General features: G+C 56.4%; 12 protein-coding genes and 1 CRISPR repeat array. Of the genes, 2 read left to right on the forward strand and 10 right to left on the reverse strand.

All coding sequences use genetic code 11. The annotated features are described in order from the left end of the window. Positions 1-598 (forward strand): IS21-like element helper ATPase IstB (gene istB, locus AAE514_RS08865; RefSeq protein ID WP_347331173.1); only part of this gene is annotated, 598 nt, incomplete at its 5' end. Between the two features lie 383 nt (positions 599-981). Here istB and AAE514_RS08870 read toward each other — a convergent pair. Next, positions 982-1,290, reverse strand: coding sequence for a hypothetical protein (locus AAE514_RS08870; RefSeq protein ID WP_347331174.1), 309 nt, complete (start codon positions 1,288-1,290; stop codon positions 982-984). A 134-nt stretch (positions 1,291-1,424) separates the two neighbouring features. Here AAE514_RS08870 and AAE514_RS08875 point away from each other — a divergent pair, with 134 nt between their 5' ends. Then, on the forward strand, positions 1,425-1,664 hold the full coding sequence (locus AAE514_RS08875; RefSeq protein WP_347331175.1) for a helix-turn-helix domain-containing protein: 240 nt from the start codon (positions 1,425-1,427) through the stop codon (positions 1,662-1,664). A 119-nt stretch (positions 1,665-1,783) separates the two neighbouring features. Then, positions 1,784-3,705: a CRISPR direct-repeat array (repeat unit 29 nt; unit sequence CGGTTTATCCCCGCACGAGCGGGGAACAG). Positions 3,706-3,797: 92 nt separating this feature from the next. Here the strand turns inward: AAE514_RS08875 and cas2e are convergent. From cas2e to AAE514_RS08920, 9 genes are all read right to left on the reverse strand, one after another. After that, entirely contained in the window at positions 3,798-4,100 is a 303-nt protein-coding gene (gene cas2e, locus AAE514_RS08880) for a type I-E CRISPR-associated endoribonuclease Cas2e (protein ID WP_347331176.1), read from the reverse strand. Then, a complete protein-coding gene (cas1e, locus tag AAE514_RS08885) occupies positions 4,100-5,020 on the reverse strand; it encodes a type I-E CRISPR-associated endonuclease Cas1e (RefSeq protein ID WP_347331177.1) in 921 nt (306 codons plus the stop codon). The genes cas2e and cas1e overlap by 1 nt, the downstream gene beginning before the upstream one ends. 9 nt (positions 5,021-5,029) lie before the next feature. Continuing rightward, positions 5,030-5,716, reverse strand: a complete 687-nt coding sequence (cas6e, locus tag AAE514_RS08890; RefSeq protein WP_347331178.1) for a type I-E CRISPR-associated protein Cas6/Cse3/CasE — start codon at positions 5,714-5,716, stop codon at positions 5,030-5,032. Then, positions 5,716-6,444 (reverse strand): type I-E CRISPR-associated protein Cas5/CasD, encoded by a 729-nt coding sequence (gene cas5e / locus AAE514_RS08895; protein ID WP_347331179.1) that lies wholly within the window; start codon positions 6,442-6,444, stop codon positions 5,716-5,718. Before cas5e ends, cas6e begins: the two co-directional genes overlap by 1 nt. An 8-nt stretch (positions 6,445-6,452) precedes the next feature. Beyond that, entirely contained in the window at positions 6,453-7,490 is a 1,038-nt protein-coding gene (cas7e, locus tag AAE514_RS08900) for a type I-E CRISPR-associated protein Cas7/Cse4/CasC (RefSeq protein WP_347331180.1), read from the reverse strand. Positions 7,491-7,514: 24 nt separating this feature from the next. Beyond that, a complete protein-coding gene (casB, locus tag AAE514_RS08905) occupies positions 7,515-8,090 on the reverse strand; it encodes a type I-E CRISPR-associated protein Cse2/CasB (RefSeq protein ID WP_347331181.1) in 576 nt (191 codons plus the stop codon). After that, positions 8,087-9,682 (reverse strand): type I-E CRISPR-associated protein Cse1/CasA, encoded by a 1,596-nt coding sequence (casA, locus tag AAE514_RS08910; RefSeq protein ID WP_347331182.1) that lies wholly within the window; start codon positions 9,680-9,682, stop codon positions 8,087-8,089. Before casA ends, casB begins: the two co-directional genes overlap by 4 nt. Continuing rightward, positions 9,679-12,390, reverse strand: coding sequence for a CRISPR-associated helicase Cas3' (gene cas3, locus AAE514_RS08915; protein ID WP_347331183.1), 2,712 nt, complete (start codon positions 12,388-12,390; stop codon positions 9,679-9,681). The genes casA and cas3 overlap by 4 nt, the downstream gene beginning before the upstream one ends. A gap of 110 nt (positions 12,391-12,500) precedes the next feature. Then, on the reverse strand, positions 12,501-13,331 hold the full coding sequence (locus AAE514_RS08920; RefSeq protein WP_347331184.1) for a BrxR family helix-turn-helix transcriptional regulator: 831 nt from the start codon (positions 13,329-13,331) through the stop codon (positions 12,501-12,503). Between the last annotated feature and the right edge of the window lie 40 nt (positions 13,332-13,371).

Genomic DNA, 13,371 nt, shown 5'->3' on the forward strand with positions numbered 1-13,371 from the left:
ACTGACCGAGCGTACCCGTAGCCGTATCGCCCGGCACCTGAAACAGGCACAACTGCCCGCGCATAAGCCACTGGAGGCGTTCGATTATCGCCACCAGACCACCATCACCAAGCGCCAAGTCAACGCCCTGTTGGACTTCGGCTTTATCGACGAGCGCCAGAACTTGGTGTTCATCGGCCCCCCTGGGGTGGGCAAAACCCACTTGGCCATCGGCATTGCCTTGAAGGCGATCAACGCCGGCTACAAGGTGCTGTTCCGCACCGCGCTGGCGCTGGTGGAAGAGTTGGAACTGGCGGAGATGAAGGGCGAGCTCAAGAAGCGACTGAGCCAGCTGGCCAAATACGACGTGCTGGTGATCGACGAGCTCGGTTACCTGCCCATGACCCGCCAGGCGCGGTACAACCTGTTCCAGCTGATCAACAGCCTGTACGAGTACCGCTCGATCATCCTGACCACCAACAAGGACTTTACCAACTGGGGCGAGTTCTTCCACGACGATGCCGTGGCGGTGCCGATCATCGATCGGGTAATCCACCACTCACACATCTTTATGCTGGGAGGAGAGAGCTATCGACTGAAGCAGAAAACGACCAACTAGACGACGTACGGTGGGTCAAAATTAATGGCCAAACGTGGGTCAAAATAGATGGCCATTGACAATGCCATACAGAAAACCTGTCATATGATTCCTATCACCAATACTGGACACCCGATTTAGCGAGCTTTTTTTGGTAGGGATCATTATGCCTTGGCGCGGTGTCCAGAAGTATTAGCCCACTTCATGCTCCTGCTTAGCGGAGACGGCAAAAATAGCCGCCAATTTATGAGGCGCTTAAGTTCCGACTAACCCACTGCTGTCCAAGAATGCCGTAGCGACCTTTAGCTCGAAAAAATCCACATGCCAACGGCCAAAGAATTAGGTGCCGTTAAAGCGTGAACCCTGTCACACCGAGGATTGAGTTGCTCTTAGCCCCGGGTCATTTAGTGAGGCCCCGGGCTTGTTCCGCCGCCTTCTTTTACGCGATGGCGCAGCCGGTAATGAGCCCTAAGCTGCGCACAGTAGTAACACCAATATTGATGCTGAACTACCGCCTGCGAGCAGCCCTCAGCCAAAGCTTCAACCACCTGCGCCTCTCGGTCCAACTGGTCCTGCAACTTATTTAACCCCTCCAGAATGTCAGTCTCCCTCACACCCAGCCGCTTGAACCATAAGTCAAACGCGGTAATCGGGTAATTGGGAACTTGGCGGTACTGGCATACCCATAACCTTAAATCCGACTCCAAGGACATAAAACCTCCCTATTAGATGATAAATCTCCTTAAAAACACTGCATAAGCCCTATTAGGGCTAATAGTGCCCCAAACAAAGAGCGCTCGTCAACCCCGGATGGTATTAATCGCCCAGCAAATAAACGAGGTAAGGTATGTTGGATAGAAAACAGCTGGGCGAGCGCCTGAGAATTGCCCGACAGCGCATGAACATGAGCCAGTTAGAGCTCTCTCTGGCTCTGGAGGAGCAGGATATCAAGCTCAACCAAACCGCCATTGGCAAGATGGAGCGCGGAGAGCGAAATATGTACGTCCACCAGCTTGTAGCCTTCGCCGAGGTGCTGGACGTATCAGTGGGGTGGCTATTGGAGGGTGGTGACATTAGCATCCCCTAGCGTCTCATCACAGAACCCCATAGTTCCAGCTTGTTATTAGGCACAGGAAGACCTGCTTAGTTTTAACCCAGCATAAGCGGGGAACAGGAACCGGTTTTTGCGAACACTCGGTTCAAGTTCGGTATATCCCCGCACGAGCGGGGGAACAGATCCTCGGGGCCCTGGAAGCTGCAGGCTTGTCCGGTTTATCCCCGCACGAGCGGGGAACAGGCCACTAATGGGGTGAAAGTCAGGGGGTCCGGCGGTTTATCCCCGCACGAGCGGGGAACAGGGCGCAAGCAAGACCCGGAAGAGCGGATGATTCGGTTTATCCCCGCACGAGCGGGGAACAGGCACTTCGGGGGTTGACGTCCGCAATGCTAGACGGTTTATCCCCGCACGAGCGGGGAACAGTGGGTGAAATAAAGGCCAAGCTGTCTGGTTACCGGTTTATCCCCGCACGAGCGGGGAACAGGAATTGGGTAATAGATAACAGCCTCTATATAACGGTTTATCCCCGCACGAGCGGGGAACAGCGAACCCGCGTTGGTATCAGATTGCCTGGTACCGGTTTATCCCCGCACGAGCGGGGAACAGAGCCTGCTCCAGAGCGTCCGCTCGTTCCTGCCCGGTTTATCCCCGCACGAGCGGGGAACAGTCGATTACATCCAACTGCAACGGGTGGACATGCGGTTTATCCCCGCACGAGCGGGGAACAGGTCTTCTGAGACTGGACCTGGAACTCGTTGTCCGGTTTATCCCCGCACGAGCGGGGAACAGCGGCACTTGCCCACCGTGACGGTCTGCGAGGTCGGTTTATCCCCGCACGAGCGGGGAACAGGGAAGTTAAACCAAATCCTGTAGGCCAATGCGCGGTTTATCCCCGCACGAGCGGGGAACAGATTACGACTACCAGCCGGTACTGGATGAGATTCGGTTTATCCCCGCACGAGCGGGGAACAGTCGTCACGGTGCCGAACCCGGTCATCTGCTGGCGGTTTATCCCCGCACGAGCGGGGAACAGCTGAAATGTTTTAACTAAATTTTCACTCATACCGGTTTATCCCCGCACGAGCGGGGAACAGGGCCAGATTAGGGCCGTACATGCCACTGGACGCGGTTTATCCCCGCACGAGCGGGGAACAGCTGACCTGATATTTGTTGAGGATTTTGGCGGCCGGTTTATCCCCGCACGAGCGGGGAACAGTTGCTGAATTAGGGGTAGTGCGCGGTCAGTGGCGGTTTATCCCCGCACGAGCGGGGAACAGTCAAAGGTTGTAAATTGGCTCTCCCGCGTAGACGGTTTATCCCCGCACGAGCGGGGAACAGCCGAGACTCTTGATCTTACCAACAGTCCAACGCGGTTTATCCCCGCACGAGCGGGGAACAGTTGAAGATGAAAAAGCCCGTCTTGCTGATTACCGGTTTATCCCCGCACGAGCGGGGAACAGTCCATATCGAGCCAGCAGTACTGCTCATAGAACGGTTTATCCCCGCACGAGCGGGGAACAGACCGACTTGTCATTGGTGGCCAGCTGGGCCAGCGGTTTATCCCCGCACGAGCGGGGAACAGTTGGAGCATGGTGATTGCCCCCGCAAGTCGTGCGGTTTATCCCCGCACGAGCGGGGAACAGCTCTTTTAGCCTCGCCTGTGCCGTCTCTGCGGCGGTTTATCCCCGCACGAGCGGGGAACAGGTTCGAGCAAAGCCTGGGACCGTGATTTCATCGCGGTTTATCCCCGCACGAGCGGGGAACAGATACCTCAGACGGCCGTAAACGCATCTCTGAGCGGTTTATCCCCGCACGAGCGGGGAACAGCTAGGATGGCCAATAGCCCGAACCACATAGGGCGGTTTATCCCCGCACGAGCGGGGAACAGAAAACCACTGACTGAATGCGCATAAACCTGCACGGTTTATCCCCGCACGAGCGGGGAACAGTCATCCTTCGTCTCGATCATGTCCAGGCCGCGCGGTTTATCCCCGCACGAGCGGGGAACAGGCCGCAGGGATGCCCACAAGCACGCCGCTGCTCGGTTTATCCCCGCACGAGCGGGGAACAGACTTAACGTATATAGCTGATTTTAAAGCTCTTTTTCAAGCATTATAAATCCACCACTTGTATGACAAACTTTCGGGTTGTTAAAAAACGCCCTCAACGGCTTGAATTTGAGGGATCAGGAAGGAATCGAACCAGCCGAAGTCCGTCTTCGTCGATAGGCATTCGACGGTTGGTTCCGTAGGTTTGGAAGTCGTACCCGGATTCAGTGTTTGTGGCCCACGCCATGACCACGTTGCCCTCCTCCGCCAGCGCATTAACTTGCTCCCAGATCATTTCTCTGACTTTCCGGGATACGTTCCCAATGTAAACACCCGCTCGGACTTCCAGCAGCCAGACCGCCAAGCGGCCTCGCAGCCTGGGCGGAACCGCTTCTGTCACAACGGTGAGCATTGCCATCAGCCGCTCCTGTGCCCGGCGTCACCAATGGATTCCGGCTCGGGAATGGCCGGGGGTTGGGATTCTTCCGGCATGGAAGGCGGCTGGATTTCTCCGGCGGAAAGAACTTCTTCAATTAGCGGTATCAGCCGTCGTAGCAGTTTGGATTGCCTGAACGCATCGCGGCACGCAATGCGAACCTCTCGATCTGGGTGGCTGGGGTTGCTGGCGGCCACGCTGAACGCGGCAGGCACTACGGTTTCAAACTTCACCAAATCAGCAATGTCATACACAAAGGACTTTGGTTTCCCCGTATGGAGGAAGCCAATCGCTGGCGCATAGCCAGCCGCCAATATCGCGGCTTCCGTCACGCCATACAAACAGGAAGTCGCCGCCGAAAGGCATTTGTTGACAACATCCGAAGAATCCCAGTTCTCCGGGTTGTACCGCCTGCCACGCCATTCAATGCCATACCGTTTGGCTAGCAATTTGTATTCCTCCCGTACTCGGGCGCCTTCTATCCCTCGAAGCTGGTCGACCGAGCGACGCTCGGGCGGGGCCTCCTTGAACCGCACTTCAAACATCTTGCGCACGACTTTCAACCGAAGGTTGTCGTCCAGCGCCAGTTTAGCCTGGTACAACAACCGGTCTGACCTAGCCCCTCCGGGCTGACCCACTGCGTACAGCCGAACGGCCGACTCCCCCACCCAGATCAATAAGGTGCCGGTGGTTGCCGCCAGTTTAACAGCGGCGTGGGAGATCCGTGTTCCCGGCTCCAGCAGGATCGCTGTGCAGCTTCCCACCGGTATATGCTTGCGCTCGCCATTGACTTCATCCACAACAACGAACGCTCCGTCCCTGACGTCAATTTGTCCTCGAGAGACAAAAATCATGGCCAGCCGCTCTTTGATGGGGATTGGCTTTAGTTTGATAAATGACATAGTGCCTCCCTAACGGCAAGGACGGATCATCATCAAACCACACCCCATCGCTTTGGCTCGACCAATTCCCTGCCCCAACTGCTGCAAAAAACGCTCGGGATGGGTCACCGTCAATACCCCTTGGTAGTTTACGGAGGTAAACCGGATGGGTGTTGAGCGGCCGTTCCGAGCCCCACGCTTATAAATCTGGTGCTGCTGGTGTTCTGTTACTTCGGGTCGAGTCACAAACTCCACACCCAGACGCTCTTGCCGCTGGGGCTCCAGCAACCAATCACTCGCAGCCTGTTGCTGGAGCTCAGCGACATCAATCCCCGGCGTTTCTCGGGCTTGATGTTTGGCATGCATCAGCACATCAACTCTCTGTCCCCGCTTTCCGGGGGTTTCAGATTTGAGCATGCGGGTAGGATTGGCCCGCAAGGTAAAGGCCAACTGATCCCCCGGTTTCAGTTTGGGATGAAACGGCTTAGCGCACACCTGTATGCCTTCCAAACTAGCTTCGGGCTCAGTGTGAGACAACAGATAATAGGTGGGGCCTTCCCTCCCCTGCTCATAGCGAAATAAAAAATCCCGCTCCTCTTGCTCTGGGAATAACTGCCACAAAAGCTGGTGCTGCGCGTAGGCATCACCACCATGAGCCCTTCGGGCCAGCTCGGAGAGCACGAACCCTCTGGACGGTAACGCTCTGGTCAGAAACATTATTCGATCCTCTGCTGCCGGGTGCTATGAACCAACCGTTTATCGAACTGCCAACGCAGGCGCGAGGCGGGCTGGTCCCAACGCTCATTGGTTTCTTCCGCAGGTAAGCCAATATCCAGCCCCTGATCCCAATCATATTGAACCGTCTCGGCGTAAAGCACAGCTTCAGCTCTGCCGCTGGGCGCGACGGGGAAGCGGTAGGTATCCAGCGCCTGTTTCACACTACCCACCTCGGATATAACGGGATGCACCGGAACCGATAAGGGGCAGGATTTACGTCCCAAGTACAGGGGGAAGACCGGTTCCAGCAAGGCGTCTCTGAGTGCCTCAAGCGTATGACTTGTTCCATCCCGCAACGAGAGCGCTACCAGCCAGTGCCCATCAACCCGGTAGTCGCGGATGGATAGGATGGTATTCGCATCTCGAGCGCCGTTTTCCAGCTCCGCCTTTCGGTGTGGCCAAATTGCTTTCTTGTCGGTGCTGGGTACCTGCGCCGTATGGTAATCGCGAAGCAATCGGCCGTTCGATTCAGACTTAATCGTCATGCCCACACTGTCATTTAAACGTGCAATTTCCTCTTCTTGTTCCCGCGTCAACCCCAAAGCAGCACTGAGCAGGCCCACCACCGCGGAACGCGAGGGAGCAGGCCGAGTGGGACGCACACCGCCCACGGCGGTACTCCCCCAACTGGCCATGGCTCCGTACAAACGAAAAACCAAGCACTGCATGGCGCCTCCTAGACTTTAGTGGCCATTTCAATAACAGAAGGTAGGCTTCCCTCGCCCTTGGCGGCATTGAAGCTCATACGTTGATCGGCACAAGGACCGTAGACTGTATCAAAGTGGTCAACTTGGGTTTCCAATGCCTCCACCGCCGAGCGCAGGTAGTCATCTCCCTTGATGGGCGACAAAAAGGCAGCCGACAAGCTCCGTGGCTGCTTGTTTCCCTTTTCCACCATCATATAAGAGGCGTACGCATGGGACCCGAAGCTATTCTGTTTGCCTTTGGGAGAGACGGTCGCAATCGCCTCAAGTAGTGCACCGACCGCTTTATCGACTAGCGATTCATCACCACCGAGCTTCTCCAGCAGCGAGGCCCTTTCGATACACACGTAGCTATAGAATACGGCGGAGGCAAACCCTGTTTCGCCAATGTGAGCCGCGCCGCGATCATCGTGATCCGCGTTTAGGTCGTCAACGGCGGTGAAGTAATCATCTTCCACGGTAACCCCGTGGACACTGATCGCGTGCGCGACCTGGCAGGCCGCTTCGACGTTAAAGTTGGAAGAGTCCGCCAGCATTCGCCCGAAAAGCGCGATATCCACGGCCGTGCTTTTCTTTAGTAATGACTTGAGCTCATCGTCGCTGGGTTTACGATTTTCTTCCGCCAAAGTGCTTGCCAGTTCGTCCACTGCCTGCCACTCACCGGGGCTGATAAAGACCAGCTGTTGGGTGGTTACCTTTCCCTTCTCCACTTTCCCGAACACTCCCGCGATGGCGAAAGCCCACTCTTCAGCCTTTTTCTCACTAACGCCCTTTGCCAGCAGGGAGTTTTGGACGTGCTCACCGATATCCTTGGTCCGGGTTCCGAGGTGACCACGCAATGCCTCCTGGAAAACATCGGAAGTCCGCCAATGACGTTTAAGCGACTGCGAACTCACTCGAAGCCGCTCGACACCGCCCATCATGGCGGTTTTGGGGCGCCCGAGATCGTCGCGGTTCAGGTTGGCCGGCGGATACGCTGTGAGAGTGTGAATCTGAATAAAACGAGACATATTAAGTTCCTTATTTGAGGTAAATTACGAAGCTTTGGGTGCGACGGCGTAGTACTCCATCGCCCACTTCAGCACCTGCCGCTTTGCCGGTTCAATAGACGGCTGGGAAGACCGATGCTGCCAATACCAATTTTCAACTTCGCGGGCCAGAGCCTGAACAGAGACGGTGCCGTCCACTTGCTGAACCACTCGGCGCAGCCGTCGGGCGAACTCCTCAATGTCCCTTGATTTGATGAGTTGCTGAAACCTTAGGGTCGAAACTCTTGGGCGTTCGCTGCCCTCCCCCGCTTTTCGCGCCATGTTGGTAGCCAAGGACTCCTTCGAATCCTTTCGGACAGACGCGAGCACCCAGGTTATGAGCGCCGCCACCTCCATTCGGGAGGCGGACTGCTTCTCCTCAGGCATCATTTGCCACAGCGCTTGAAACGGCTCAGACAACATGACTTCATCCAGGTTGTGACAGCGCTTCAATATGGCTTTGTGGGCCGTAGGCAATGGCGGCCATTTGCTGGCCTGGCAGAATTCACTGTTAGTTAGACGGTGCCACCATCGGGCGTACAGGCCCAAACTGCCTTCAGCCTGGTTATTGTCGGTGCTCATACGTTAGCTGCCCCCTTTTCATTGAGTCCATGTTTATTTAGGTATTCTTTGCGGAGCTTGGTCCACTGAAGTGAACGACGTGCCTTCAATTTACGACCGATGTGATCGGTCTGGCTGGCATCGCTCAATACCAACGCATCGAACAATGACAGGGATTGAGACTTCAAGGCATGTAGCCACGCTTGGCAGGGCTCCGTTTCGAGTTTCTGCTCGCCGGCTTCGAGGTTCGCCCTCAAGTGTTTAATCATCTCGTAAAAGGCAGGTTCGGTAGCCGACCAGAACTGTTCATCAATAAAACCCAAGTCCCCGCTGCTGTCTCCATCCCCCAGCCAAGCCGTCTTGCAAGCACGCCTCAATGCGCTTCGGTAATCATTAGCCACGCTGACTTGGCTGCCGACTTCCTGGACGAAGAGCGGGACCCGAGCCGGAGCCATTGTCAAAAACGGCATTCGGGCCTCATGCCAGGAGCGAGCCTTCATGTTGTCCATATCGAAACCAAATACCCAAACGCTCAAGTGGTCTTCTAGCTCCAACTCCTCTTCCAGTAGTTCCTGATTAACGCCCATCCGAGCGACAACCTTCGCGGGTAAGTAGCCGTTATCCCGGTCCTCGAACAAAAATTGATGCCACTGGCGGTAGCCGATGCCACCGGGCTGCCCCTTGCTGGAAAAGTGCTCCTGCTCGGGCTTCTTCGGGTCGAACCGGTAAGGCGTCAGGGGGTGAGCCCAGGTACCACTATAGTTAATACCGTAATTCTTGGTTCGATAGCTGGCCACCGTGGCCGGTGCCGGCTCATCGAGAAGGTCGCAATGCCCCTCGCCACCCATTTCCAAGCGAATTCTCCGAGGCATGGCCCAATATTGTTGTAGAGGGTGGACACCTTCATCACTCATATACACTTCCGTGCCTTTTTCCTTGCTGGTGCGGGTGGGCGCCAACCAAGGGAAAATACTCTCATCAAACCGTTCTGGCTTCGGGAGACCTGAATTCACAGGCACAACGTTGAGCCATAGACGCCGAAACAGGCTTAACGATGGATCGCTGGAGACGACTAGGGTGGTCAGTGGACCACCGCCCCTTAGCCCGGTCCTGTGTCCCTGCCCCCCGCTGGGGGCGTTAATTTGCAGAGTAAAGAGCGCCATGGCGGCCATGGCTGGAGAGAGCACGTTGACTTGCCCTCTTTTAATGAAATGATCGGTATTGAGCTTGAGCGTGTTGCCCCCAGGGGCGTCAATGAGCAAACTGGAGACGTCCACTTGCGTGTCACCCTCCAGCGGATCGTAATCCTGCATAAAGCAAGGCCCGTCCGAGAACAACTCGAAGGCATGCTCAATCCGCCCAAGGGCCTCCGCCAGGCTATCGGGAGACGGGGGGCTTTCGTAGTACTCCAGCCACTCGGTTTCATCTACCGGAGCAAAGGCAGTCTGTAAAATGCCGATAAGAAACTGCCATGCCGCCCCGTAGAAGTCCTGACGAGGCATGACCAGGTCCCGAAGGTCCTCCCGCCCCAGCTCTTTCAGTGGCAAGAGCGCCGATTCGCCTGAGGCGAGCCGAAACCTTAGCCACTCATCTGTGCAAAGATTTAAGTTCACTGTCCCTCCTCCATAATTTTATTTTCGTCGCTATTAGCAGACCGAAGCTCTGCCCAGCCCTCGGAATCGGTATAAGGTGTGGCCTCAATACCCGCTATAAGCGCATATTTGGCTCTGGGGTAGCGCTGCACAAAAGCCTCGCGCTCTTCTTCCGGCAGCGTCTGGAGGCTTGCCAGGCGCTTCTGGCCGGAAAGTTTCACGGTGCTCAGCTCCACTGCATGGCGGCTAGCGCTGATCAGCGGGTTGTAAGCCCCACCCTCTCGCCGCACCAACACCACCTCTCTGGACTCGTCTCCCAGTCGCGTGCCAATATCCACGTCGTCCTCGCCCCAGGCTTGGTTGCTCTCGGTGGTGTACCCTTCCTCCAGTTTCAGACGATTAAACTGTCCCTGACTGTTGCTTGCCCGTTCGAGGCCGCTGTATTCCTGCTCCGCCGCTTCCAGCGCTTCGGGAATGGCGACCTCGTCTCCATACACCGTCTCAATCATCCGTCGGGATTCCTCGGGCAGGCGTATTTCCCCCTTTTCACGCAGGTACGCCATGGTTCGCCAAATACGCCCTGGGCGTTGGTATACATACTGGGTATTGGGCGAGTGACGCTTCAGCCAATCAGCTTCCGGAGTCGGATTCCACTCGGGGGCATGCACCCACAACCGAGGCGACTCGCGACCGTCCGGCTGCCCGGGCCGGGGGTTTCCATTGCCGTCCCGAGCATGCCGATGAAGCCGGCCGGCCCGCTGGATCAGGTCGTCAATCAGGCAAAGGTCACTGATCATGATATCGGCGTCGGCGTCCAGGCTTTCCTGAAACACTTGGGTGGCAATCAACACTCTCCCCGCCCGCTCATTCTCGCCGGACTGTTTCCCAAAGTGCCCCATTACCCAGGCTTCTCTCTCCTTGCGGTGCTGCAAAACGAAACGGCTATGGAAGAGTTGGCATTGCTCTGGATTGGCTAATTTTTCCCTAAGTTGGCGATACGCCGATATCGCTTCATCGACGGAATTTCGAATCCAGACGGCGCTCTGCCCTCGGCTCACCGCCTCGACCAATAGGTCCACACAATCAGATTCCATGTGGATAAAGTTGACCGCCACCCGTTTTTCCGTGCCTTCTCGGCACGCCAAACGCTCTTCACCCATCCCTTCCGCGCCGCAAACTCGGGTGGCCAGAGGGAAATCGTCCAGAGCGGTGCACTGTAATGGGGTTGGAGACTGGCCGAGCGCCTTCTGCCAGGCGCTAACGAGCCGCCGTCGACGTGCCAGTGGCAAAGTGGCGGTTAGCATAATCAGACTGCCCCCTTGGCTGGCATGGAGTACCATTAGGTGCTCAAGCAGGGCCAGCATGTACTCATCCGCCGCATGAACTTCGTCCAGTATCAGCACCTTACCGTATAGCCCCAACACTCGAAGCGACTGATGCCGTTTGGGCAAAATCGCCAATAACGCCTGATCCACGGTGCCCACGCCCACAGGGGCGAGGAGGGCTTTCTTGCGGCTATCCGCCAACCATTGATTGCAATGCACGGAGGCCGTCGCTTCGCCCCCACCATAAGCCTTGTCCGAACGCCCTTCCCCCAGCGAGGCTTCCCGGAACCGATCATTCATATCCCGGGCACCATGCGCCAAGACGATGCTCGGGGCCGCCTCACCGGGCCTAGCCAGCATGCGCTGATAGTGGTTCGCCACTCGTTCAAACATGGCGTTGGAAGTCGCCATCGTAGGCAGTCCCAAGTACAGACCCCGCCCCGCACCGGCGGCCAATAGCCGGTGGGCCAAGGTTAACGCGGCTTCGGTTTTTCCCGCACCGGTCAAGTCCTCTAGAATAAATAGCTGAGGGGAAACATCTACGGGGACTCGTTCGGCATAGGCCTGCAACGGCGACGGCTCGAAGGGAAACAGGGATTTAAACCCACCAAAAGGCCGGACCGTTACCGACTCAAAAACCTCGGTTTTCGCAATGCCCCGCTCGGCCGCCGGCAGGGCTACCTGTCGCCAATATTCATCCAAAGGGATTACATCATCACGGTAGGTGAAAATTTCGCTGTCGGAGCCCACCCAATCACAATAGGTTCCCAGCCCCGCCAACAGCCAACTCACCTGCTTTAATCGTTCCTCGAAATCGGCATCACCCCAACAGTGTTGGGGCAGTTCGAAGTCAAGCAACGCCTGACAGTCACCGATCCACTGCTGCGCGGCCTCAACATCTTCCTCTGTTAAGCGCCGCGATTCGCCACGCGGCACCGTTGGGGCCTGCTCCACCGGCTTCCCGTGGTGCCCCCAAAATACTCCCAGGTAGAACCCGACACGCCGCTTTTCGCGCAGGTTGGCGACCTTTATTGGGGACGCCCTTTGGTTTTTTTTCCAGACATCATAGCCAAGCTGATCGTGACGGCCGTTTTTTCCGTCATAACTAACGCCATCGGGAAGGCTCACCCTGGCCAGCCCCATGGGCTCGAACAGGCTCTGAAAGGAAGCGGTCATCTTTCCAAGGTCGTGTAGCAACAACCCGAATACAAATAAACTCTGCACTTCGCCGGGCTCTAGCTCCAGAAAACCGGCCAGATCAGAGGCCAGCCGAGGGTCGGCTTTTAGGGCACACTTGCCTACGGCCGCCACATCCATAAGGTGGTAAGGAAGAAGGTGGCAAGAGGCTGCCATTCCCTCCGGGCTCTGGGCCTTGCCTATATACCGGTAGTAAGCCGGGTCCATAACGTTCTCCATGCCGCTGACTTTGCGCCAGCCTAGCGCATTGAAAGCTCCAGGCAATACTGGACAAATAACAGGTCAAGCCACTGGACGCACAACGCGGAATTAGCACTTCACCCTTCGAACAGCCACTCTTTTATGTCATCTCGGTTGACGAGTACCAGTTGCTGTGCTTCCGGTGTTCCATCCCAAATTTTGGTATTGACCTGCATTTCCTGTATCAGGTATTGCACCATGCAGGCACGTGTACGCCTATATAAATGACCATCTGTCATTTGATAGTCATGCTCCAACACTTCCCGCTTACGCTCGGGTAAGCGCGGGTCCGGAGAGAAAATCAGGGTTACCTCTGTATTCCAGCCAATGTCCTGCTCGGCGGTATGCTCACTTTGCCCCAAGAGCTCCGGGCTCCCCCGAAACCGGCTCAGGACGAAGTCCCGATACTCGCTGCTCTTTTCACACCAGGCTCGCAGGTGCCAACGCAGGCCGGTGTTGACGAAAGTGTGAGGCGCAATCACTCTCCCCTGTCGGTCCGGATTGGAAAGGGATACGTAGTCCACGTCCAGCCGGCGCCTCTTTCGAATAGCCTCTACAAGCCCCCGCATGACGGAGGGGAGGACTTGGCGAGCGGGCAACTGGAGGGATTCATAGGGCAAAATCAGGGGGGCAGGGATGTTGTAGCCGGACTGAATCCAGGAAAGGTATTCAGTTACATCATCGGTGATGTAGCATCGTTCGAAGTGGGAAGACGGCCTCCATGCCTTGCGGGAGGCGTCATAGGCCAGGTTTCCCTTTGTCAGCTCGTTGTAGGCATTGATATCGGAGCTGGCCTGCTGCCTGGAGACCCCAAATTGCTCGATAATTTGGCGGGTATTTACTTGCCCTTCCCACCAAGCAATCAGCTCTGTATAGCGGTAACGGTGTTCGGGCTGGGTTTTATCCATAACAAGTCCGACCGACATTTATAACGTTCTTTCATCCTTG

The organism is Marinimicrobium locisalis (assembly GCF_039822625.1).
GTDB lineage: Bacteria > Pseudomonadota > Gammaproteobacteria > Pseudomonadales > Cellvibrionaceae > Marinimicrobium > Marinimicrobium locisalis.